At 34.6% G+C, this 20,213-nt stretch carries 32 protein-coding genes, 2 tRNA genes and 1 pseudogene; 2 read left to right on the top strand and 33 right to left on the bottom strand.

Annotated elements, in window-relative coordinates; translation table 11 throughout:
- Positions 1 to 18 precede the first annotated feature (18 nt).
- From OPR24_RS02730 to carA, 31 genes and pseudogenes are all read right to left on the bottom strand, one after another.
- A pseudogene (locus OPR24_RS02730) lies at positions 19 to 384 on the bottom strand (YraN family protein).
- A gap of 23 nt (positions 385 to 407) precedes the next feature.
- Positions 408 to 836: a 50S ribosomal protein L17 gene (rplQ, locus tag OPR24_RS02725; RefSeq protein WP_253309077.1), complete on the bottom strand. Its 429-nt coding sequence runs from the start codon at positions 834 to 836 to the stop codon at positions 408 to 410.
- Positions 837 to 843: 7 nt separating this feature from the next.
- Entirely contained in the window at positions 844 to 1,911 is a 1,068-nt protein-coding gene (locus OPR24_RS02720) for a DNA-directed RNA polymerase subunit alpha (RefSeq protein ID WP_265033818.1), read from the bottom strand.
- 21 nt (positions 1,912 to 1,932) lie between these two features.
- Positions 1,933 to 2,319, bottom strand: coding sequence for a 30S ribosomal protein S11 (gene rpsK / locus OPR24_RS02715; RefSeq protein ID WP_264732204.1), 387 nt, complete (start codon positions 2,317 to 2,319; stop codon positions 1,933 to 1,935).
- Positions 2,320 to 2,343: 24 nt separating this feature from the next.
- Positions 2,344 to 2,712 carry a 30S ribosomal protein S13 gene (gene rpsM, locus OPR24_RS02710; RefSeq protein ID WP_265033816.1) on the bottom strand — a complete coding sequence of 123 codons (369 nt, stop codon included), beginning with the start codon at positions 2,710 to 2,712 and terminating at the stop codon, positions 2,344 to 2,346.
- 59 nt (positions 2,713 to 2,771) lie between these two features.
- Positions 2,772 to 3,413, bottom strand: coding sequence for an adenylate kinase family protein (locus tag OPR24_RS02705; protein ID WP_265033814.1), 642 nt, complete (start codon positions 3,411 to 3,413; stop codon positions 2,772 to 2,774).
- Positions 3,410 to 4,738, bottom strand: a complete 1,329-nt coding sequence (secY, locus tag OPR24_RS02700; RefSeq protein WP_265033812.1) for a preprotein translocase subunit SecY — start codon at positions 4,736 to 4,738, stop codon at positions 3,410 to 3,412. Before secY ends, OPR24_RS02705 begins: the two co-directional genes overlap by 4 nt.
- Positions 4,739 to 4,741: 3 nt before the next feature.
- On the bottom strand, positions 4,742 to 5,212 hold the full coding sequence (rplO, locus tag OPR24_RS02695; protein WP_265033810.1) for a 50S ribosomal protein L15: 471 nt from the start codon (positions 5,210 to 5,212) through the stop codon (positions 4,742 to 4,744).
- Between the two features lie 3 nt (positions 5,213 to 5,215).
- On the bottom strand, positions 5,216 to 5,728 hold the full coding sequence (rpsE, locus tag OPR24_RS02690; protein ID WP_265033808.1) for a 30S ribosomal protein S5: 513 nt from the start codon (positions 5,726 to 5,728) through the stop codon (positions 5,216 to 5,218).
- A 12-nt stretch (positions 5,729 to 5,740) separates the two neighbouring features.
- A complete protein-coding gene (rplR, locus tag OPR24_RS02685) occupies positions 5,741 to 6,112 on the bottom strand; it encodes a 50S ribosomal protein L18 (protein WP_265033805.1) in 372 nt (123 codons plus the stop codon).
- Positions 6,113 to 6,117: 5 nt separating this feature from the next.
- The gene (gene rplF / locus OPR24_RS02680; protein ID WP_253309084.1) at positions 6,118 to 6,663 is read right to left on the bottom strand and encodes a 50S ribosomal protein L6; all 546 of its coding nucleotides are present in this window, start codon (positions 6,661 to 6,663) and stop codon (positions 6,118 to 6,120) included.
- A 16-nt stretch (positions 6,664 to 6,679) separates the two neighbouring features.
- The gene (gene rpsH / locus OPR24_RS02675) at positions 6,680 to 7,075 is read right to left on the bottom strand and encodes a 30S ribosomal protein S8 (protein ID WP_265033803.1); all 396 of its coding nucleotides are present in this window, start codon (positions 7,073 to 7,075) and stop codon (positions 6,680 to 6,682) included.
- Positions 7,076 to 7,096: 21 nt separating this feature from the next.
- Positions 7,097 to 7,405, bottom strand: a complete 309-nt coding sequence (gene rpsN, locus OPR24_RS02670; RefSeq protein WP_265033801.1) for a 30S ribosomal protein S14 — start codon at positions 7,403 to 7,405, stop codon at positions 7,097 to 7,099.
- Between the two features lie 16 nt (positions 7,406 to 7,421).
- Entirely contained in the window at positions 7,422 to 7,955 is a 534-nt protein-coding gene (rplE, locus tag OPR24_RS02665) for a 50S ribosomal protein L5 (RefSeq protein ID WP_010962750.1), read from the bottom strand.
- Between the two features lie 6 nt (positions 7,956 to 7,961).
- A complete protein-coding gene (gene rplX, locus OPR24_RS02660) occupies positions 7,962 to 8,279 on the bottom strand; it encodes a 50S ribosomal protein L24 (RefSeq protein WP_406833290.1) in 318 nt (105 codons plus the stop codon).
- Positions 8,279 to 8,638, bottom strand: a complete 360-nt coding sequence (gene rplN / locus OPR24_RS02655) for a 50S ribosomal protein L14 (RefSeq protein ID WP_006279348.1) — start codon at positions 8,636 to 8,638, stop codon at positions 8,279 to 8,281. The genes rplX and rplN overlap by 1 nt, the downstream gene beginning before the upstream one ends.
- 13 nt (positions 8,639 to 8,651) lie before the next feature.
- Positions 8,652 to 8,888 carry a 30S ribosomal protein S17 gene (gene rpsQ / locus OPR24_RS02650; RefSeq protein ID WP_182320424.1) on the bottom strand — a complete coding sequence of 79 codons (237 nt, stop codon included), beginning with the start codon at positions 8,886 to 8,888 and terminating at the stop codon, positions 8,652 to 8,654.
- A complete protein-coding gene (gene rpmC, locus OPR24_RS02645) occupies positions 8,881 to 9,084 on the bottom strand; it encodes a 50S ribosomal protein L29 (protein WP_265033798.1) in 204 nt (67 codons plus the stop codon). The genes rpsQ and rpmC overlap by 8 nt, the downstream gene beginning before the upstream one ends.
- Before the next feature lie 11 nt (positions 9,085 to 9,095).
- Positions 9,096 to 9,509 carry a 50S ribosomal protein L16 gene (rplP, locus tag OPR24_RS02640; protein WP_250294844.1) on the bottom strand — a complete coding sequence of 138 codons (414 nt, stop codon included), beginning with the start codon at positions 9,507 to 9,509 and terminating at the stop codon, positions 9,096 to 9,098.
- An 11-nt stretch (positions 9,510 to 9,520) separates the two neighbouring features.
- Positions 9,521 to 10,135: a 30S ribosomal protein S3 gene (gene rpsC, locus OPR24_RS02635; protein ID WP_264329100.1), complete on the bottom strand. Its 615-nt coding sequence runs from the start codon at positions 10,133 to 10,135 to the stop codon at positions 9,521 to 9,523.
- A 39-nt stretch (positions 10,136 to 10,174) separates the two neighbouring features.
- A complete protein-coding gene (rplV, locus tag OPR24_RS02630; RefSeq protein WP_096616838.1) occupies positions 10,175 to 10,525 on the bottom strand; it encodes a 50S ribosomal protein L22 in 351 nt (116 codons plus the stop codon).
- Positions 10,526 to 10,530: 5 nt separating this feature from the next.
- Positions 10,531 to 10,815 carry a 30S ribosomal protein S19 gene (gene rpsS, locus OPR24_RS02625; RefSeq protein ID WP_265033781.1) on the bottom strand — a complete coding sequence of 95 codons (285 nt, stop codon included), beginning with the start codon at positions 10,813 to 10,815 and terminating at the stop codon, positions 10,531 to 10,533.
- A gap of 3 nt (positions 10,816 to 10,818) precedes the next feature.
- Positions 10,819 to 11,643: a 50S ribosomal protein L2 gene (gene rplB / locus OPR24_RS02620; RefSeq protein WP_253309089.1), complete on the bottom strand. Its 825-nt coding sequence runs from the start codon at positions 11,641 to 11,643 to the stop codon at positions 10,819 to 10,821.
- A gap of 1 nt (position 11,644) precedes the next feature.
- A complete protein-coding gene (locus tag OPR24_RS02615) occupies positions 11,645 to 11,932 on the bottom strand; it encodes a 50S ribosomal protein L23 (RefSeq protein WP_064124642.1) in 288 nt (95 codons plus the stop codon).
- Positions 11,929 to 12,543 carry a 50S ribosomal protein L4 gene (rplD, locus tag OPR24_RS02610; protein WP_265033779.1) on the bottom strand — a complete coding sequence of 205 codons (615 nt, stop codon included), beginning with the start codon at positions 12,541 to 12,543 and terminating at the stop codon, positions 11,929 to 11,931. The genes OPR24_RS02615 and rplD overlap by 4 nt, the downstream gene beginning before the upstream one ends.
- A 2-nt stretch (positions 12,544 to 12,545) precedes the next feature.
- On the bottom strand, positions 12,546 to 13,268 hold the full coding sequence (gene rplC / locus OPR24_RS02605) for a 50S ribosomal protein L3 (protein WP_265033778.1): 723 nt from the start codon (positions 13,266 to 13,268) through the stop codon (positions 12,546 to 12,548).
- Between the two features lie 9 nt (positions 13,269 to 13,277).
- Positions 13,278 to 13,598, bottom strand: coding sequence for a 30S ribosomal protein S10 (rpsJ, locus tag OPR24_RS02600; RefSeq protein ID WP_096616846.1), 321 nt, complete (start codon positions 13,596 to 13,598; stop codon positions 13,278 to 13,280).
- A gap of 14 nt (positions 13,599 to 13,612) precedes the next feature.
- Positions 13,613 to 14,785, bottom strand: a complete 1,173-nt coding sequence (gene tuf, locus OPR24_RS02595) for an elongation factor Tu (protein ID WP_264329094.1) — start codon at positions 14,783 to 14,785, stop codon at positions 13,613 to 13,615.
- A gap of 78 nt (positions 14,786 to 14,863) precedes the next feature.
- Positions 14,864 to 14,934: transfer RNA gene (locus OPR24_RS02590), tRNA-Gly, on the bottom strand.
- A gap of 4 nt (positions 14,935 to 14,938) precedes the next feature.
- Positions 14,939 to 15,020 (bottom strand) — tRNA-Tyr (locus OPR24_RS02585).
- Between the two features lie 114 nt (positions 15,021 to 15,134).
- Complete coding sequence (carA, locus tag OPR24_RS02580; protein WP_265033777.1) at positions 15,135 to 16,226, bottom strand: glutamine-hydrolyzing carbamoyl-phosphate synthase small subunit; 1,092 nt, start codon at positions 16,224 to 16,226, stop codon at positions 15,135 to 15,137.
- Between the two features lie 201 nt (positions 16,227 to 16,427).
- Here carA and OPR24_RS02575 point away from each other — a divergent pair, with 201 nt between their 5' ends.
- The gene (locus OPR24_RS02575; RefSeq protein ID WP_265033775.1) at positions 16,428 to 16,910 is read left to right on the top strand and encodes a hypothetical protein; all 483 of its coding nucleotides are present in this window, start codon (positions 16,428 to 16,430) and stop codon (positions 16,908 to 16,910) included.
- A 181-nt stretch (positions 16,911 to 17,091) separates the two neighbouring features.
- On the opposite strand, the gene glpX is transcribed toward OPR24_RS02575, so the two are convergent.
- Positions 17,092 to 18,009, bottom strand: coding sequence for a class II fructose-bisphosphatase (gene glpX / locus OPR24_RS02570; protein ID WP_265033978.1), 918 nt, complete (start codon positions 18,007 to 18,009; stop codon positions 17,092 to 17,094).
- Between the two features lie 154 nt (positions 18,010 to 18,163).
- Here glpX and OPR24_RS02565 point away from each other — a divergent pair, with 154 nt between their 5' ends.
- Positions 18,164 to 19,441 (top strand): ankyrin repeat domain-containing protein, encoded by a 1,278-nt coding sequence (locus OPR24_RS02565; protein WP_265033773.1) that lies wholly within the window; start codon positions 18,164 to 18,166, stop codon positions 19,439 to 19,441.
- 433 nt (positions 19,442 to 19,874) lie between these two features.
- On the opposite strand, the gene OPR24_RS02560 is transcribed toward OPR24_RS02565, so the two are convergent.
- Positions 19,875 to 20,210, bottom strand: a complete 336-nt coding sequence (locus OPR24_RS02560) for a hypothetical protein (RefSeq protein WP_265033771.1) — start codon at positions 20,208 to 20,210, stop codon at positions 19,875 to 19,877.
- Between the last annotated feature and the right edge of the window lie 3 nt (positions 20,211 to 20,213).

Genomic DNA, 20,213 nt, shown 5'->3' with positions numbered 1-20,213 from the left:
CAGTAAATCTAAATTAATTCAGCTACAAATCTTCCATTCTTCAATCCAAGCATTTTTTATATAAACAGGTCCTCTCTTTAAGGAAAGAAAACATAAATCATATCTGACTGAATAATCTAAAAAACTAAGGTTTGTACTTAAGAAATACTTAGAAGAATTTATAATAGACTAACATTGAAGATGAGATATCGGTATTTCTTTTCCAAGTAAACTTGTTTTAACTTCTATAAAAATCAGCTCCTTTTTTTTAGATACAATTAAGTCAATTTCACCGAACTTACAACGGTAACGGCGTTTTATAACATTATACCATTTCAGCTTTAAATATGCCAAAACTAACAATTCGCCAAAGTAACCTACAAAGTAGCGTAACCTACTTACCATAAGAAGAACAATTATGATAACAATTAACTTTGTGTAACTACTTTGCCTCCTTCTCTATTTTTACTATAAACCTTACCTCTTGCTGCAATATCCCTATTAACCAGTTCTATCACTGCCATTGAAGCGCAATCACCCTTTCGAGTGCTAAATTTTATTATTCTAGAATACCCACCTTTACGATCTTGATAACGGCTGGCTAAGACGTTTAATAACTTATCAACTGCTAACTTACTATTATGAAGGCGTGAAAGCAAAAGTCTTCTACCATGTAAAGTATTCTTATTCTTAGCAATTGTAATAAACTTTTCGACATATGGACGAAGTTCCTTAGCTTTTGGTAAAGTAGTTACAATCTGCTCATGGTTAATTAATGAGATAGATAGATTCTTTAACGTCGATAATCTATGTTCAGTGCAACGAGATAGTTTACGTTTTTTTATTCCATGTTTCATATATCACCTAATCTTCATCAGTATGTTGTTTAGCCAACTCATCTATATCCTTAGGCGGCCAGTTTAGCACATTCATACCCAAAGACAAACCAAAATTAGCCAAAACTGCCTTAATCTCATTCAAAGACTTCCTGCCAAAATTAGCAGTTCTTAACATTTCACCTTCTGTCTTTTGCACAAGATCACCTATATAAGTGATGTTTTCGTTTTTCAGACAGTTATGAGACCTGACAGATAATTCCATTTCATCTACCTTACGCAATAAGACAGGGTCATAACCCAAATCTTTAGCGCCACTAGACGAAGAAACCTGCGATTTTTTATAACTTACATCAGAACTAATAAAGGGCTGAAGTTGCTCCTGTAATATTCTTGCAGCAGAGTCAACAGCTTGACTTGGAGAGATTGTACCATCAGTTTCAATTGACAATATCAGCTTATCCTTATCAGTAACTTGGCCAACACGACTATTCTCTACCCTGTACGAAACCCTGTTGATAGGGCTATACAAAGCATTAACTGGAATAAAACCAATTAAATCCTGTTCACTCATAAGCTTCAAAAGTTCATTTTCTTTATACTTAGTTACAGGAAGATAACCTTTTCCGCTAGCCACATATATGGTCATGTTAAGCTCTACATTTTGCCCCAGCGTACATATTAACAAATCTTTATTAACAATAGAGCATTGATCATCAGTTTCTATCATCCCAGCTAATACCTGGCAAGGCCCTTTAGCGTTTAAATTTAAGCATTTATTAGAAGCACCTTTTAATTTACACCTCAACATGCCCATATTTAATACTATATCAGTTACGTCTTCTCTTACTCCTTGAATTGAAGTAAACTCATGAGTTACACCTTCAATTTTTATTCCATAAACAGCACTACCTTTAAGAGAAGATAACATTACACGTCTTAATGCATTACCTAATGTTAAAGCAAAACCACTTTCCAACGGTTCTAGGACTATATCACTTTTTTCACTTGAATCATCTGATATTACCTTAACTGAACTAGGTTTAATTAATTTATCTAAATTGCTACAGAGAGAAACATCATTATTATAATACATAAAACAACCTTTTCAAATATCCTATACTCTTCTTTTTTTTCTTAACCTGCACCCATTATGAGGAATTGCGGTTTTATCTGCAATTGAAGTCACAGTCAACCCACAGCTCTGAAGTGCTTTAACCGCAGCTTCGGTACCAAAGCCAGGACCACGAATTATTACAGAGACAACCTTCATACCAAATCTCTCCATTGCATTCTTCGCAGCAGCCTCCGCAGCCTTACCTGCAGCATAAGGTGTGGATTTTCTCGAACCTGAAAAACCACATGCACCCACAGAAGTTTGACATAGCGTATTACCATGAACATCAGTTACATTTACAAAAGTATTATTAAAAGTTGCACGAATATGAACAACACCAGTAATAAACTCCTTTGTACTCTTACCAACCGTTTTGACTTTTTTCATTAAAACTCACAATAATAATAAATTTTATTTTTTCCCAGCAATAGGCAACCGAGATCTACCTTTACGAGTCTTAGCATTAGTATGAGTCCTTTGCCCTCTCACAGGTAAACCTTTTCTATGTCTCACTCCTCTATAGCATCCCATTTCCACTAAAGATTTTATGTTCATAGCCACTTCTTTTCTGAGCTCACCTTCTATAACATAATTTTGTCTAATGAAACTGCTGATCTTTTCTATATCTTTATCTCGTAATTCTGAAACACGTTTGCGCTTATCAACTTCACAAGCGTGACAAATTACATTCGCAGTAGCAATACCTATACCATATATATAAGTTAATGCAAAAGGAACACATTTCCTCAATGGAATATTTATGCCTGCAATACGTGCCACTGGTACCTCGATACTTTATTAATAACAACTCTTAATTTATACCATAAAACAACTCAGAGTCAAACCAAATTACAAGAAATTTTACTTTCAATCTCTTGTGTTACCTCATCAACACTCAAATTAGCGTCAATTGTTAATAATTTACCTTTATAATACTCGCGTAAACCTTTCATTTGAAGGTGATATTCACTTATTCTCTTATCAATTGCAGACATATCAGCATCATCAATTCTTTTCTCTAACCTCGTACTTTTACATTTAGCACAAGTAGTACTCTTAAAAGAAGATACACTATATATGCTTTTACAGTCCAAACACGCGAGACGATTTTTTAATCTATCGATTGCAATATTATCGTCAAGCTGCAGTTCAATTACAATATCAACATCCCTATTATATTTTTCTTGCAAAACTTGAGTCAAAAAATGAGCCTGGTTTAAATTTCTCGGAAAACCATCTAATAAGCAATTATCATCCATTAATGCAAGCTGGTCATGCAATAATCCACATATAATTTCATCTTGAATTAAATTACCAGATTCCACGGTACCCTTTATTTTTTTACCTAACTCACTGCCATCAGATATAATATTCCTTAATAAATCCCCCACTGAAATTAATTTTAAATTATATTTTGCTATTAACAAGCTTGACTGAGTACCTTTACCAGAACCTGGAGGACCAAAAATCGTAATGATCATCTTACTTTCCTCGTTTTAGACTCATATTTCTTTATCCAGCTATCGTACCTATTCGAAAAAATATAAGATTGTATTTGCATAATAGTATCAGTAATAACGTTCACTATAATCAGTAAACTCGTCCCACCAAAAATAAATGGTATATCATAATAATATCTCATAACTTCAGGTACAGTACATATGACTACCAAATACGCAGAGCCAATGAATGTCAACTTAAAAACTATATCTTGAAGGTAATCAGAAGTATGTTTCCCAGGCCTTCTACCAGGTATAAAACCACCATTTTTTTTAAGAAAATCTGCGTTTTCCTCTGGATTAAATATAAAATTGGTATAGAAAAAATTAAAAAATACTATCAGCACCAAATAGGCTACAATATATACTACTCTATTTGCTATAAAGTAATTTAAAATAAAATCAGAAAAAGCGTGCCCCTTATAGAAATTTGCAATTGAAATAGGTGTCAATAAAATTGCATTAGCAAAAATGGTTGGTACTACACCAGATAAATTAATCTTCAATGGAATATAAGTAAAATCGTCATTATGTAATCTTTTAAATTGCTTTTTAGGATGTTGAACAATAACTTTTCTATAAGAAGACTCTACAAAAATGACTAAGACTAGCAGCAAAAAAAACAATACCAAAACAAAAAGGATAATAAATAACGATACGCTACCGTTTTTATTTAACGTTAACAGAGATGACAAAGCGCTGTGTAACTCTGATATTATGCCCGTGAAAATGATTAATGAGATACCATTGCCTATACCGCTAGCACTGATTCGTTCACCAAGCCATATTAAAAGCATAGTTCCACCTAAAAGGCTGAAAACACCTATTGTACGAAACATAACACCAGGTTCGATTACAACCAATACCCCTTCCCTATTCATCCCTTCCAATCCAACCAAAATTGGAATTGATTGAAATACACAAATTACTATGGTCAGGTAGCGTATATAAGAATTCATCTTTCTACGGCCTGACTCTCCATCATTCTTAACTTCCTTCATTCCTTTAATCGCAGAAGAAAGCAACTGAATAATGATAGAAGCCATTATATATGGCATAACGTTCAATGCTAGAATTGTCATTCTAGCCAATGCACCACCAGAAAATAAATTAAATACTCCAAAAACACCTGAGCCCTCTTTGGGAAATATATCATTAATTACATCAAGATTAATTCCAGGAATAGGCACATAAGTACCCAAGCGATAGCAAATTAAAGCTATTAGCGTAAAAAATATACGTTTTAATAAATCGCCTTTATATAACAACGTAGGATCCAAGCTATTAAATGCGGATTTATTGCCCATGATTTACGATAGTATTTCCACACTACCACCAACTGAAGCTACAGATTTTTTTGCAGCTTCTGACGCAAAATCAACATGAAACACAAATTTTTCGCTCAACTTACCTTTATTAAGAAGTTTAATTTTATCCTTAATAGACTTTATAAAACCTAATCTATACAGCCTCTCCTTATCTATAACAGAGTCTTTCACTATTTTTTTAGCTTCCATTAAGCGCTGTATATCGCCAACATTAATTATAGAATATATGTTCCTACGTATAGGATTAAAACCTCTTTTAGGCAAACGAGTATATATAGACTGTTGTCCACCCTCAAAACCATTTATGGAAACTCCACTTCTAGCCTTCTGCCCTTTATGCCCTCTACCGGATGTTTTACCTTTACCACAACCGATACCTCTACCCAGCAACTTAGGCTTCTTTTTCTTAGATAACTTAGTAAATATAGAGTTTAATTTTACAGCATTATTCATACTTTACCTGTTTCCAACTATCTCGCTAATCTTTTTGCCTCTTTTGCTTGCTATCTGACGAGGAGATAACATACTATCAAAAGCCTTAAATACCGCACATATAACGTTATGAGGATTATTTGATCTAGTGGATTTAGCTACCACATCCTTTATACCTAACACCTCAAAAACTGATCTAATCGCTCCACCAGCAATAATACCTGTTCCGGCTCTTGCGGTTCTTAAAACTATCTCACCAGAACAAAATTTAGCTTTAATATCATGATGCAAAGTTCTACCTTCACGCAAGTACACTCTAATCATCGATTTCTTTGCAGCATTTACAGCTTTGACTCTTGCTTCAGCAACTTCTGCGTGCTTACCTATTCCACATCCTACCCTACCCTTCCCATCGCCAACAACAACCAAAATTGAAAATGAAAATCTTCTGCCACCTTTGGTAACCGTTGTTACTCTTCGTACCGAAACTAAAAGCTCTGATAAATCATTATTATTTTGTAAATTCTTTATAGCCATATTCGAAACCTTCTAAAACTCAAATCCAGAACTTTTTAAAGCCTCAGCAAATTGAGAAACTAATCCTGTATATTTATACGCTCCACGATCAAATACTAGCTTTTGTTCTAATTTCAGACCAGATAAGCGCTCAATCATTAAAGAAGAAACCTGTTTTATAGTTTCAGCATTGACTTTTCCTTTACATACATCCTTAATTTTAGTATCCAAAGTAGAAGCTGAAGTGAGAGTTACTCCTTTTACATCATTAACTAACTGGACATAAAAATGCCTATTAGATTTAAATATGGATATACGCAAACGTTCATCGCTCTTGTCAAGCTTCGCTCTATTACGCAACTTCCTTTTTTCATAGTTACTTAAAAAATTATATAACCTTCTCATCTTAATTACTTCTTTTTACTTACAACTTTACGCAACATAAATTTACCCTTTATTACAATACCCTTACCTTTATAAGGATCGTACTTCCTAATCCTGCATATATCAGATGCCACCATATAGACTTTTTGCTTATCCATACCACTAACTACTAAGTGAGTTGGCTTTATGCACTTAATCTCAACATCTTTAGGCACTTTATATTTAACATTATGGCTATAACCAAGATACAAAGTCAAATACTTACCATCACACTCTGCCTTATATCCAACACCGTTAATCTCAAGATTAACAGAAAAACCATCAACCATGCCGTTAATAATATTATTAATATTACTCCTATAAGTGCCCCACATAGGCTTTATTTCATCATAATCATCTTTATCTTGATCCACAGAAAGGAGTAGCTGATTATCAACAATCCGGCACACAACATCACTGATTAAGCTAAGCTCTTTTTCAGCCTTAGCACTCTTTATTAACATCCTACCATTATTATATTCAACTGAAATACCAGCAGGAATATTGATAGGAGCAGCACCTATACGAGACATGAATTTCTCCTATTATTTAAAACACACGACACAAAACTTCTCCACCAACCTTTAACTTATGTGCATTATAATCAGTCATCACTCCTTTAGGTGTCGATATAATAAAAATACCAAGACCATTATATGCTTTAGAAATGTCCTTATACTTAGAATAACAACGACAACCAGGCTTTGACACCCTAACTATGTCACTAATTACAGGTGACTTCTCATAATACTTCAATTTTACAATGAAAGAAGGTAAATTATCTACAACTTGCTTTTCATAATCAAGGATATACCCTTCATCTTTTAAAATCTTCAGTATAGAAGAATTCACTTTAGAAAACAACACTCTTGTTGTTCTATGCATTGCCAATTGAGCATTACGTATCCTTGTTAAAAAATCACCAATATTATCAGATAACGCCACAATATACTCCTTATATTATATTTACCAACTAGACTTTGTAACCCCTGGAACTTGCCCAAAAGAACATAAATCACGCAAAACAATTCTACATAAACCAAATTTTCTATATACTCCTCTTGGCCTCCCAGTTAAAACACACCTATTTCTAATTTTGGTTTTAGAAGAATTTCTAGGCAATTTTTTAATTAATTCATTTTGAGCTGTAAACCTTTCTACAATAGACAAATTCTTATTATTTATTATAGATTTCAATTTCTCTCTTTTTTCTTTATATTGATCGCACAGCTTTATTCTGCGAAGATTTCTTTCTATCATAGATTTTTTTGCCATATATTTCTCCTCTCAATTAATCAAAAAAAGGAAATTTAAGAGCCAGTAATAATTCCTTTGCTTCCTTATCACTAACTGCACTTGTTATAATATTAATATCCATACCTCTAATTTTACTTATTTTATCATAGTCTATTTCTAAAAACGAGATATGTTCCTTTATACCAAAGGAAAAATTACCATTACCGTCAAATTGCTTCACACTAAATCCTCTAAAATCTTTTTCCCTTGGCAAAGCAATATATATCAATCTTTCTAAAAACTCATACATTTTATCTCTACGCAAAGTTACTTTGCAACCTACTGTAGCACCTTTTCTGATCTTGAAGCCAGAAATAGATTTTTTTGCAAAAGTTGATAAAGGCTTCTGCCCAGCAATCAAATATAGGCTATCAAGTGGTTCATTTATTGCTTTACTATCTGTAGCAGCATCTCCAACGCCCATATTGATACACACCTTGACAAGTTTAGGCACTTGCATTATATTGCCGTAGTTAAACTTGTCCTTTAAGGACTTTACTATGCTATCTTTATACAATTCTTTAAACATATCAACCTAATCTATCACTTCTCCAGAAACTTTTGCAAAACGCACTTTTCTACCGTCTATAACCTTAAACCCCACTCTAGTTGGAGTTTTATATTTAGGGTCCAATGTTGCAACGTTGGATATATCAATAGCTAACTCTTTATTTAATATACCACCATTACTACCAGCTTTTGGTTTAGTGTGTCTCTTATGTACATTTACCCCAGAAACAATTACTTTCTTTTTAGCATCACATGCCACAACTTTAATCACTTTACCAATTTTTCCCTTATCTCTACCAGTTAAAACTATAACGTCGTCACCACTTTTTATTTTAGCACTCATTATAAAACCTCAACAGCTAATGACATTATCTTCATAAAAGAACCAGATGATAACTTTTTTACCGGACCAAATACCCGAGTGCCAAGTGGTTCACCTTGATCGTTAATCAAAACTACAGCATTGCTAGAAAAACGAATTACAGAACCATCAGATTTTCTAATAGGGCTTTTCACCCTCACCACAACTGCTCTATATACTTTTCCCTTCTCAACCTTCCCTCTTGGAGTAATAGATTTAGTAGATACAATAACTGTGTCACCTATAGATGCAGACTTTCTACCACCCAATAAACCAATACAAAGCACTGCACGCGCACCGGAATTATCAGCTACTTCCAACAATGTATTTTTTTGAATCATATAAATATCCTATTCAATGTGAGCTATTAACAACAACCCATTTTTTAGTAGTAGAAATAGGCTTGTGTTCTTGTATTAAAACCTTGTCCCCTTCTTTACAACTATTATTCTCATCATGTGCTGTATACTTCTTGTATTTTTTTATAACCTTTTTATACAACTCATCCTTATACACTTGTAATACCGAAACCTTTACAGTCTTATCACACTTAGCCTTAGTTACAGTACCACAAAAAACCTTTTTAGGCATTCTTTTCCTCTCTTCTTCTTTTATTTAATATAGTTAGAATACGAGCTATGCTCTTTCTTATTAAGCTAAAACGCGAAATATTGTTGCACTGCCCCAACTTCTTTTGAAAAACCAAATTAACAAACTCTTTTCTCAAATTTACAAGAATTTCATGCAATTCTTGTGAAGACCTCGATTCAATGTCAGCTATATCCATTGCAACTCCATTTAATTATGATTAGATACAAATTTACACTTCATAGGAAGCTTAGCGGTTGCCTTTTCAAGCGCCAATCTTGCTAAATGCATGGGAACATCACTGCTAATTTCAAACAACATTCTACCGGGCTTAGCTTTAAACACCCAAAATTCAACACTACCTTTTCCCTTACCCATACGTACATCTGCCGGCTTTTTACTAACAGGGGTATCAGGAAAAATTCTTATCCACACTTTACCAGAGCGTTTTAATGTTCTAGATATTACACGCCTTGCAGTTTCAATATGCTTAGACTGAATCCTACCTGCTTCTACAGCTTTTAAGCCATAATCTCCAAAAGATAATGTGCTACCACCTTTTGTATTACCCTTAATTCGCCCCTTAAATACCTTCTTATATTTACTCTTTTTGGGAACAAACATCTCAATATACCTTAATTACCAATATAAACCCAAACCTTAACTCCTATAATACCATATATAGTTTTTGCTTCACAAAAAGCATAGTCTATATTAGCACGTAAAGTGTGTAAAGGCAAACGACCTTCTTTATACCATTCAGTACGAGCTATCTCAGCTCCGCCAAGGCGCCCAGAACAACTTACTTTAATACCTCTAGCACCCATCCTCAAACAACTTTGAATAGCTTTTTTCATCGCTCTTCTAAATGAAACCCTTTTTTCTAACTGTTGCGCAATGCTGTTTGATATTAAAGTTGCATCTATTTCAGACCTTTTAACTCCTACTACATTCACTTCCACATTATTTTTTACTTTTTCAGCTATTTTTTGCTTTATCTTCTCAATATCTGAGCCTTTCTTACCTATTATCACTCCAGGTCTAGAGGAATGTATTATTACAGACACCAAATCGATTGTACGCTCTATAATTACTTTAGAAACACCAGCATGCTTAAAAGATTCATTTATATAACTGCGAATAGATAAATCTTGATGCAACCCTTGTTTATAACCCTTCTCAGCATACCAAACAGACAACCAAGTATTAATTATTTTTAACCTAAACCCTTTAGGATTAACGTTTCCCATACTTTTGCACTTTCCTTATTAATTTTCTATTTTTATGAATCATATAATTTCTCCCAATTTTACAGTTATATTACTATAACGTTTACTAACTCTATTAGCTCTACCCATAGCTTTTGGACATACCCTACGCAAAGTAAGAGACTTACCTATTGAAATTTCTTTTATATATAAATTATCGATATCCAATCCATAATTATATTGAGCATTAGCAATCGCAGAATTTAATACCTTCCTTATAAGACCTGCAGCTTTCTTTTCACAAAATCTTAATTGCACAGTGGCAAAAGAAACTTTTTTATTACGTACTAAACCAGCAACCAAATTCAATTTACGAGGAGTTGATTTTAAAACCCTAGAACCAGCTTTAACTATTACATCTCTGTTTTTCATATCAATTACCTTCTTGTCGCCTTTTTATCACCACTATGCCCAGTAAATTTACGAGTGGGCGAAAATTCACCAAACTTATGACCTATCATATTCTGATCATTAACATTAACAGGAATGTAATCCTTACCATTATAAACAGCAAACTTTAAACCTAAACAATTAGGAAGAATTACAGAAGCCCTGGAATGAATTTTTATAGCCATGTTAACAAACCCCTTGTTTAAAGCATTATTCACCGACTTTAATATAGAAGGATGACAAAAAGGAGGCTTCCACGCAGATCTACTCATAAACTAACCTTTCAATTGTTTTATATACTTATCACTAGATTTATTTTTCCTCCGAGTTTTCTTTCCTTTTGTTGCAACACCCCAAGGAGTAACAGGATGACGACCACCAGAGGTTTTTCCTTCCCCACCTCCATGAGGATGGTCAACCGGATTCATTGCAACCCCACGCACAGTAGGTCTAATTCCAAGCCACCTACTTCTTCCAGCTTTACCCAGCTTTCTATTCTTATGGTCAGGGTTAGATACTACACCAATAGTAGCCTTGCAAGAAGATAAAATCAACCTAATTTGACCAGACCTGAGTCGTAATAAAACATATTGGCCATCACGACCAACGATTTGCGCATAACAACCAGCAGCTCTAGCAATCGCAGCACCATTACCTGGCTTCAGCTCAACATTATGAACGAAAGAACCAACAGGTATATACTTGAGTAGCAAACAATTACCTGGCAAAATATCAGCATCATTTCCAGCTGTAACAATATCACCAGGCTTCATACCTTGAGGAGCTAATATATAAGACTTAATATCATCTTCCTTATATGATATTAACGCTAAAAACCCACTTCTATTTGGATCATACTCTATTTTTTCAACTATACCCTGACCACTTCTATTACGCTTAAAATCTATAACTCTATACTTCTTTTTGTGACCACCACCCCTATGACGAGTTGTAATTCTACCATAATTATTTCTTCCACCACTGGACTTTTTACCGGATGTAAGAGACTTTTCTGGCTCATCTTTTGATAAACCAACTTTACTTACTAACACAGTCCCACGAGAAGACGGAGTAACAGGATTAAAAAATTTCATACCCATATTAAACGCTCATTATATCTAATTTTTGACCATCTATCAAAGAAAAATAAACTTTCTTTTTCTGTTTTTCACAACCAATCACACCCCTGAAACGCCTATATTTAGGCTTAATTCTAACAACATTTATAGAAGAAATTTTAACATCAAATAGAGACTCTATTGCCAACTTTATTTGACGCTTATTTACATTTACAAAAACATACAAAGAATATTTATTAAACTTCTCCCTCAAAAAAGAGGCCTTTTCTGTAATTATAGGAGATTTTATTATATTATTATATTTGATCATAACAATCTACCTTCAAGATGCTTTAAAGTATCCTTTGTCAACATCACACATTCGTGATTCAATATATCAAAGACATTTAACCCAATAGGTTTGATTAAGTCTACATAATGCAAGTTTCTAACAGCACGCAACAAACCATCTCCATAATCACCAACTATCAAAAAGGAAGAAAATTTAAAATTTTTAATACATTTACACATTTCAGACGTTTTCTTCACATCAATATTTAAATTATCTAGAATAATCACTTGATTATTTAAATACTTTAGAGATAAAGCAATTTTTAAACCAAATTTGCGTACCTTCTTATTAAGAGAATAAGTATGTCTCCTCACAACAGGGCCGAAAATAATCCCACCACCTCTAAATTGAGGAGATCGCAAGCTCCCTTGTCTTGCCCTACCGGTACGTTTTTGACCATAAGGTTTAGCTGTTGTACCAGAGACATCACTGATACCTTTTGTTTTATGAGTACCAGCTCTTCTCTTCGCTAATTGCCATCTCACTATATCATGCAAAATACTCAATTTTTGCTTAGCAGAAAATATCAAAGGATTGAGCTGAGCAGTACCTACATTATTATTAGATAGATTAACTAAATTACATTCCATAACTAACTTACCAAATTACTAGCATCATCATTTACATCTAACAGTAAACCTACCGGAAAAGGAACATCTTTATGTAAAGATTTTTTAACTGCATCTCTTACAAAAACATAGGAATTTTTAAACCCAGGAACATTATTACCCTTCACAGCAATTATACTATTTTCATGATCAATGGATAATATCTTCATATTTTGTACAGTTATTCTGCTGTTACCTAAATGACCAGCCATTTTCTTTCCTTTGAATACTCTACCAGGATCCTGACATTGACCAGTGGAACCTTGTGATCTGTGAGCAATAGAAACACCATGAGATGCCCTAAGCCCACTGAAGTTATGCCGCTTCATCACACCAGCAAATCCTTTACCTATAGAATAACTCGTAATATCAAGATATTGACCAACCACAAAATGATTGATTCCCACTTTTTTACCACATTCTATTCCCGACAGGTCATTTAATCTACTTTCGTATAACTTACATTTATTACTTATACCCTTTTTCTTTAAATATTCCAACTGAGGTTTTGCTATATTTTTAAAATCTCCTGTGCCTAAAATGACTGAATTATAGCCACATTTATCTTGTCCTTTTATATCAACAATATGAGTTTCGCTGAGATGCAATAAAGTTACAGCCATGCGACTATTGTCAGAGTATATAGCAGTATGACCAATATTCGTCATTAATAAACCAATTCTCCTCAGTGAATTTATTCTCTTCATTTCCTTCTCCTAAACCTTAACTTCCTTGACTTTTAAATCCACTTCTACGCCAGCAGAAAAAGATAAACCTGTAAGCATCTGCATCATAGTAGGAGTAAGATCATGTAAAACAATCAAACGCCTAGAAGTTCTCATTTCAAACTGTTCACGAGATTTTTTATCAACGTGAGGAGATCTATTAACAATAAATTTAGAATCTTTTCTTGGCAACGCAATCGGACCAGATAATTTTGCATTGGACCGCTTTAATTCATCAACAAATTTTCGAACACACTCCTCCAATAAAGAACAATCGAAAGCCTTAATGTTAATATATATATCTTGCTTCATCTTAGTTACTACACTCACTCCAAAATTTCAGAAACAACACCAGAACCAACAGTTCTACCGCCTTCTCTTATCGCAAAACGCAATCCCTTATCCATTGCTATCGGTACTTGCAATTCTACTTCTACACTCACATTATCTCCTGGCATTACCATCTCCTTCCCATCTAGCAATTTTATGCTCCCAGTTACATCCGTTGTCCTTAAATAAAACTGTGGCTGGTAATTCGCAAAAAATGGTGTATGCCTTCCTCCTTCCTCTTTCTTTAATATATAAACCTCCGCCCTAAACTTTCTATGCGGCGTTATCGTCCCCGGTTTTGCTAATACTTGCCCTCTCTCCACTTCTTCTCTTTTTGTTCCTCTTAACAATATTCCTACATTGAGTCCTGCACTCCCCTTATCCAGCAACTTCTTAAACATTTCTACACCTGTGCATATCGTCTTTTGCGTCGCTTTCAGACCTATTATTTCTATCTCTTCTCCCGTCTTTATCTCTCCCTTCTCTATCCTTCCTGTTACCACCGTTCCTCGCCCCGATATCGAAAATACATCCTCGATTGGCAATAAAAATGGTAAATCCACAGGCCTTGGTGGAACCGCCACATACTCATCTAACTTTTCCATCAATTTATCTATTGATTTCTTTCCATATTCGCTACTGTCATCCTCCAGCGCTTTCAACGCAGACCCCACTACTACAGGCACTTCATCCCCTGGAAATCCGTATTTATTCAGCAATTCCCTCACTTCCATTTCTACCAAATCTATCATATCAGCATCAGCAACATCAGCTTTATTTATATACACCACGATATATCCAACACCTACCTGCTTCGCTAGCAATATATGCTCTCTCGTTTGTGGCATTGGCCCATCAACCCCCGACACTACCAATATCGCCGCATCCATCTGTGCTGCACCTACTATCATGTTCTTTACATAGTCAGCATGTCCAGGACAATCAACGTGTGCATAATGCCTTTTTTCCGTCTGATACTCAACATGCGCTGTTGCTATCGTTATCCCCCTTTTCCTTTCTTCTGGCGCCTTATCTATCTGATCGTACGCTACAAAATTTCCATAATGCTTTGTTATTGCCGCTGTTAACGTTGTCTTCCCATGATCCACATGTCCTATTGTTCCCACATTTACATGCGGCTTTCCAAATGCTTCCACTACTGCTGTCATAATTTAAACTTTTCTACCTAAAATACAAATACATCAATAAATAATATGTTGATTTTATAAAAATACAACAAAAAAAAGAGCGGATAGTGGGAATCGAACCCACGTCACTAGCTTGGAAGGCTAGAGCTCTACCATTGAGCTATACCCGCACAATGGAGGAGGTAGGATTCGAACCTACGTACGCAATGCGGACAGATTTACAGTCTGTTACCTTTAACCACTCGGTCACTCCTCCACAAAAATTTGTTAAGAGAACGCTATTTTAGTACCTTAACTCAAGCTTTTATTGTATTTAATACTAAACGCCTAAAATTAAAAAATCAAGCAATAAAACCTACCCTGATTAAAATCATGCAGATTTCATTTTATACAACACAATATTGCCAATAAAACGTCTAAATAAATAATGCGAATCATGCGTACCTGGCGCTTCTTCTGGATGATATTGCACAGAAAAGACTGAGTAATCCTTCATCATTATTCCCTCTACACTATTATCAAATAGAGAAATGTGAGTAATTTCAACATTACTTGGAAGAGAAGCTGAATCAACAACAAAACCATGATTTTGGCTAGTGATCTCAACTTTTCCACTAATTACATCATAAACTGGATGGTTACTCCCTCGGTGACCAATATCCATCTTGATGGTCTTTGCTCCCAAAGTAATCGCAAGTAATTGATGACCCATGCATATGCCAAAAATTGGTATTTTAGATTTTATAATAATGTCTATCTCTGAAACTATACTTTCTCCTATTTCTTGCGGATCACCAGGACCATTTGAAAGCACTATACCATCTGGATTCATACTCAACACTTTTTGAGCAAAACCTGTGCTTGGTCTGATTAATTCAACTGTACAACCAAGTTCTATTAAGCGTGAAACTATACTGATTTTTACGCCAAAATCAACGATTACAACCCTATATTTTGCATTAAGGTCACTTTTAAAATTACTATGCAAGCTAACTTTATTGGTTATTTCTATCCCATTTACAGATTTATATTCCTTCAATTTGTCCAACGCATGCGCCTTACTCGATGAGCATATCATTCCATTTTGAGATCCATGTTCTCTCAAATGTCTCGTTAAAGCTCTAGTATCAACTCCTGATATCCCAATCACGTTATTTTTCTCTAACCAATCATTTAAACTGATATATGAAGAAGGGTGGGACATAGAAGAAAGTTCACGCATAACCACACCACTTGCAAAAATTTTCTCTCCTTCATTATCTTTATGGTTTATTCCAATGTTACCAATATGAGGAAAAGTGAACGTTATAATTTGATCAGCAAAAGAAGGATCAGTTATAGTATGCTGATAACCGGTCATACCAGTGGTAAAACAGACCTCACCTATGCACTTGCCTTTTTTACCTACTGATTTTCCCCAAAAGCATTTACCATCTTGTAAAATTAAAACTGCGTCTTGCACTTCATTATCTATTTAACTGATTCAAAACAGTATACAAGAATTTTAAATAATACGTAACTCTTTCTAAAATTCCAAATTTAACCACGAGGCGGCGAAGAACAACATGAAAAAAACTTTTAACGTGCCCTTTCATAAAATATGTTGACTATCTCCGTATTTTATATTAGGTATACTTCGGCAGTTATGAAATGGAGGTTTATTATGTCAAATGAAATCCAACCTAAAAATAAGTTACTAATTGTAGGAGCTGGCTTACTATTCTTTGCGATGGTGTTCCCATCATTTTTTCTCTTAGCAAAAATAGCCATAGGATTAGCTATGATCGCAATTGCAACAATCGCGGTAAAAATTTTCTCAAAAACAATATCAAACGCTCTTGAAAAAGAAAAAGTAGATCAGAATCAGGCAGCACAACAAACAACACAAAGTAAAATTATAAACCTAGCTATTGGATTAACATTTATATTTGCAGGAGGATTATCAATGCTCATTATAGCAAAAACTGGCTTAATTGCAGCATGTGCAGCTATAACTGCTTTAGCTCTACACGAATATGTTAAAAATGAAAAAATAGGAAAAGAGATAAATGATAAATTCGATAAGGTAGCTGACGATACAATCAATTTTATTGTTAGCAATGTTGAAAAACTTATTCCAACAAAGCCGCCAGGCATAACAGCCTAAACTGTCTCCGTTCAGCAGAGTGGTTTAAGAAACAATAGATAGAAGGTTTTGAAAAGGCTTCAGCCTTCTTTTTATGTCCGTCTTGAGGAACTTCTTGTACAATTAGTTTCTCTTGAGAAAATGAATCTAACATTTTAACACTCCCTTTAACTCTTACATAATATATTGAAAAATAATTAACCTAACTTATAACTTGCACCTTTATCAGCTTGTTAGGTAGAATTATTAAAGAACTAGTTGAACAGACGTTATGACTAAATTCAACTCCATCCACAAGTTCTCCGCTTGTTACTCCAGTTGCAATAAACACTGATTCACCTTTTGCCATATCTTTTATGGTGTAGATTTTTTCTGGGTCATCAATATTTAAATTTTTTGCTCTTTCTCTTAACTGATCTGTGTCAAATATTAATCTTCCCTCCATCTGCCCACCGATTGAACTCAGCGCTGCAGCCGCAAGCACCCCTTCTGGTGCCCCTCCTATTCCGATATACATATCGTGATTGCCATTTACTAGTGAAACTACGGCCGCAACATCACCATCATCTATTAGTTTAACTTTTGCTCCTAACTTCCTGATTTTCAACATTAATTCATCATGCCTTTCACGTTTAAGTATAGTTACTGTAAGATCATTTACTTTACATCCTTTTGCCTTGGCTAAATTGTCTAGATTCTTTTCAATGCTATTTTTTAGTGAGACTACACCCTCTGGAAGATTTTTTCCTACCGCTATTTTTTCCATATAAACATCAGGTGCGTGTAAAAAATCACCTTTTTTCGTTGCAGCAAGAACGGACATTGCCCCTTGTTTATGGTGAGCACAAATCGTAGTGCCCTCAAGTGGGTCAACAGCGATGTCAATCTCAGGACCATTTCCTGTACCAACCTTCTCGCCAATATATAGCATTGGTGCTGAATCTCTCTCACCTTCACCAATTACGATAGTACCATTTATTTCCATTGAATTTAATACTGTACGCATTGCATCAACTGCAACCTGATCAGCCTTTTTTTCGTCACCGAAGCCTGCTAGTTTATATGCAGCAAGTGCTGCAGCTTCGGTCACTTTAACTAATTCATAGGCTAAATCTTCCATCATTTGCTTTAAGAACTATAAATAAAGCATTCAATATATATCATGCTGCTTGAAACTGCAATATGTCTTGACTGGTTGTGGGAAAGTTGCTATAATAAACTAACATATAGTAGTAGGTTTAGTTATAGTATATAATAATGATGATATTAGAGAGTTGTATCGAAAGATAGCTACAATTGTAAAATATGATGATAAGGGAATTGCTAGTCTTAAATATTTGCAAAAGGAACCAAAGTGGAAAGAAGTTAATTTCCAAGATAAATGTGAAGGAGACAATTCATTAGGAGACTTACTTCTAAAACATGCAACCAAAAATAACAACACACTCGTTAAGGATTTTCTCCTCCAAAATGGGTGTAAACCCCTTCAACAAGAGCAAATAACCGCAGCAATAAACAAGGAAGAAGAGGGGCAAAACACACCTGGTATAGGAGAAAATAAAGCAGACAGCAATGAAGTAGATTCTAGTAACTCCAAAGATGCTCAATTTGCTACGTCATATAAAAAGATAAAGGAAATTATAACTCAAAACCCCGATATAACTGCTGGGGAGTTTGATAAGGAACTCAAAAAGGAGAAAATAGATAAAGAAATAATAGATCAAAATGGTTGGACTTTGCTTTATTATGCTGTTCGTTCAGAAGGGCCTAGTATTACCGGCGATCGCAGTATATTTCTAAAGGTTGTTGAGTTATTCACAAATTTAAACATTGGAATCGATTTTAAAGATACTGCTTCCAGAACTATATTGGGCATAGCTGCAATAACAAAACAAGCTGACGTTGTTAAGGTACTTTTGGGCAGTGATAAGTTTGATGAAACGGAAAAATTTAACGCTTTGCGTTCTGCTATTGTTCAAGGTAATGTCCAAGAAGTTGGGGCATTTTTAGGTTATGTAAATGATGAAAGCAGACAAGCAGCTTTAGAGTTGGCTATGAATAATACACAAGAAGAAATTACTCAGGTGCTTTTAAACTTTATTGTACCAGAAACACCTAATGTAGAAAAAAACAGAGCAAAACCTTGCAGCAGTAATGGAAACATTGGTAGTAGTGTAGCAACAGTGCCTCCAGTTAGTACTAATGGTGATAATCATAATAACGAAAATAAAACGCTTGTAGTAACAGAGGAAATAAATAATGGTCAAGCTGCCATGCCAAGCAATGAAAGAGAAACTAAATATAAAGAAAGCAAGGAAAATTTTTACACCTCATTAACGAAAGATGCTGTTGGAGTTGTTATTACAGGATTATTCATTGCTGCTGCTGTAATAGTTCCATTTGTGGCTGGTGCAGCAATTTGCGGTATTGTAGCTGCTTTGGTTGCAGTATGTACCGGGTTGCATATAAAAAATTCTACATTACCAAGCTATAGAGAAATGGAAAAAAATAAAGTTGAACACGTAAGTTCAAAAACTGCACAAACATTGTGATTTGAGAAAAATCTCCACTAGGAAGGGTGTCATCCGAGTAGCTGACACTGTGGTCTATAGCTAGCACAGCCCTACGTCATACCGCCGCGGTATCTCTTAGCCGCTAACAAGTAGCGGGATGACGGTTGTCGGTAGGCCTAAATTACTTTAGCCATAAATGTTTAAGAAATTTACCAAATGAAAAGAAAGGCAAAAGAAACCCCTGTTAATATCTATTTAAAAACATTGGCGTTTTTTTATGTTTTAAACATCTAATAACCGCGACTCAGCTGCTTTTAAATGCAACTCACCTTAGTTTAAATGTTTAAGAAATTTACTAAGCAGAAAAAAAGGTAAAAGAAATCCCGTGTTAGCTAGTTGTCACTCTCTAATCCTGCAAATTGGCGTTCTATACTGTCTTAAACGCTTTATAAGCGCGTTTCAGCTTATATAGCTAGAAATGTTGTGAAGACATAAGGTGCGCATAGTACAAAAAATTAAAAATAAGACGCCAATTACGTAATACTGGACTCCTGATATAATGTTGAACATTTTTTTTCTGCATTTCCGCCAGGGCAAGTTCTTGAAATCGAAACACTATATGTATATTATCGTGATTAATTTCAACGCGTTTGACTAATGCTCTAATTATATTAAGCTTAGCCTCCCAATCTGCTTGACCAAGTTCTGATTCAACCACAGAGGCAAAACCTTTTATACTACTTATGATAAAATCTATTTCCCTCTGTAGTTCCTTTTCATCAACCACCTCTTCCTTCTGGTTTCTCATTGC

Origin of the sequence: Wolbachia endosymbiont (group A) of Sicus ferrugineus (assembly GCF_947251515.1) — a bacterium.
GTDB lineage: Bacteria > Pseudomonadota > Alphaproteobacteria > Rickettsiales > Anaplasmataceae > Wolbachia.
Note: the sequence above shows the minus strand (reverse complement) of the source record. Positions and strands in the feature narration are given on the sequence as shown.

Coding starts and splice junctions, on each gene's coding strand:
- rplQ (WP_253309077.1), bottom strand. CDS start 836: ATGAAACATGGAATAAAAAAACGTAAACTATCTCGTTGCACTGAACAT.
- OPR24_RS02720 (WP_265033818.1), bottom strand. CDS start 1,911: ATGTATTATAATAATGATGTTTCTCTCTGTAGCAATTTAGATAAATTA.
- rpsK (WP_264732204.1), bottom strand. CDS start 2,319: ATGAAAAAAGTCAAAACGGTTGGTAAGAGTACAAAGGAGTTTATTACT.
- OPR24_RS02705 (WP_265033814.1), bottom strand. CDS start 3,413: ATGATCATTACGATTTTTGGTCCTCCAGGTTCTGGTAAAGGTACTCAG.
- secY (WP_265033812.1), bottom strand. CDS start 4,738: ATGGGCAATAAATCCGCATTTAATAGCTTGGATCCTACGTTGTTATAT.
- rplO (WP_265033810.1), bottom strand. CDS start 5,212: ATGAATAATGCTGTAAAATTAAACTCTATATTTACTAAGTTATCTAAG.
- rpsE (WP_265033808.1), bottom strand. CDS start 5,728: ATGGCTATAAAGAATTTACAAAATAATAATGATTTATCAGAGCTTTTA.
- rplR (WP_265033805.1), bottom strand. CDS start 6,112: ATGAGAAGGTTATATAATTTTTTAAGTAACTATGAAAAAAGGAAGTTG.
- rplF (WP_253309084.1), bottom strand. CDS start 6,663: ATGTCTCGTATAGGTGCTGCTCCTATCAATATTCCTGCTGGTATTTCA.
- rpsN (WP_265033801.1), bottom strand. CDS start 7,405: ATGGCAAAAAAATCTATGATAGAAAGAAATCTTCGCAGAATAAAGCTG.
- rplE (WP_010962750.1), bottom strand. CDS start 7,955: ATGTTTAAAGAATTGTATAAAGATAGCATAGTAAAGTCCTTAAAGGAC.
- rplX (WP_406833290.1), bottom strand. CDS start 8,279: ATGAGTGCTAAAATAAAAAGTGGTGACGACGTTATAGTTTTAACTGGT.
- rplN (WP_006279348.1), bottom strand. CDS start 8,638: ATGATTCAAAAAAATACATTGTTGGAAGTAGCTGATAATTCCGGTGCG.
- rpsQ (WP_182320424.1), bottom strand. CDS start 8,888: ATGCCTAAAAAGGTTTTTTGTGGTACTGTAACTAAGGCTAAGTGTGAT.
- rpmC (WP_265033798.1), bottom strand. CDS start 9,084: ATGGATATAGCTGACATTGAATCGAGGTCTTCACAAGAATTGCATGAA.
- rplP (WP_250294844.1), bottom strand. CDS start 9,509: ATGTTTGTTCCCAAAAAGAGTAAATATAAGAAGGTATTTAAGGGGCGA.
- rpsC (WP_264329100.1), bottom strand. CDS start 10,135: ATGGGAAACGTTAATCCTAAAGGGTTTAGGTTAAAAATAATTAATACT.
- rplV (WP_096616838.1), bottom strand. CDS start 10,525: ATGAAAAACAGAGATGTAATAGTTAAAGCTGGTTCTAGGGTTTTAAAA.
- rpsS (WP_265033781.1), bottom strand. CDS start 10,815: ATGAGTAGATCTGCGTGGAAGCCTCCTTTTTGTCATCCTTCTATATTA.
- rplB (WP_253309089.1), bottom strand. CDS start 11,643: ATGGGTATGAAATTTTTTAATCCTGTTACTCCGTCTTCTCGTGGGACT.
- OPR24_RS02615 (WP_064124642.1), bottom strand. CDS start 11,932: ATGATCAAATATAATAATATAATAAAATCTCCTATAATTACAGAAAAG.
- rplD (WP_265033779.1), bottom strand. CDS start 12,543: ATGGAATGTAATTTAGTTAATCTATCTAATAATAATGTAGGTACTGCT.
- rplC (WP_265033778.1), bottom strand. CDS start 13,268: ATGAAGAGAATAAATTCACTGAGGAGAATTGGTTTATTAATGACGAAT.
- rpsJ (WP_096616846.1), bottom strand. CDS start 13,598: ATGAAGCAAGATATATATATTAACATTAAGGCTTTCGATTGTTCTTTA.
- tuf (WP_264329094.1), bottom strand. CDS start 14,785: ATGACAGCAGTAGTGGAAGCATTTGGAAAGCCGCATGTAAATGTGGGA.
- OPR24_RS02575 (WP_265033775.1), top strand. CDS start 16,428: ATGTCAAATGAAATCCAACCTAAAAATAAGTTACTAATTGTAGGAGCT.
- glpX (WP_265033978.1), bottom strand. CDS start 18,009: ATGGAAGATTTAGCCTATGAATTAGTTAAAGTGACCGAAGCTGCAGCA.
- OPR24_RS02560 (WP_265033771.1), bottom strand. CDS start 20,210: ATGAGAAACCAGAAGGAAGAGGTGGTTGATGAAAAGGAACTACAGAGG.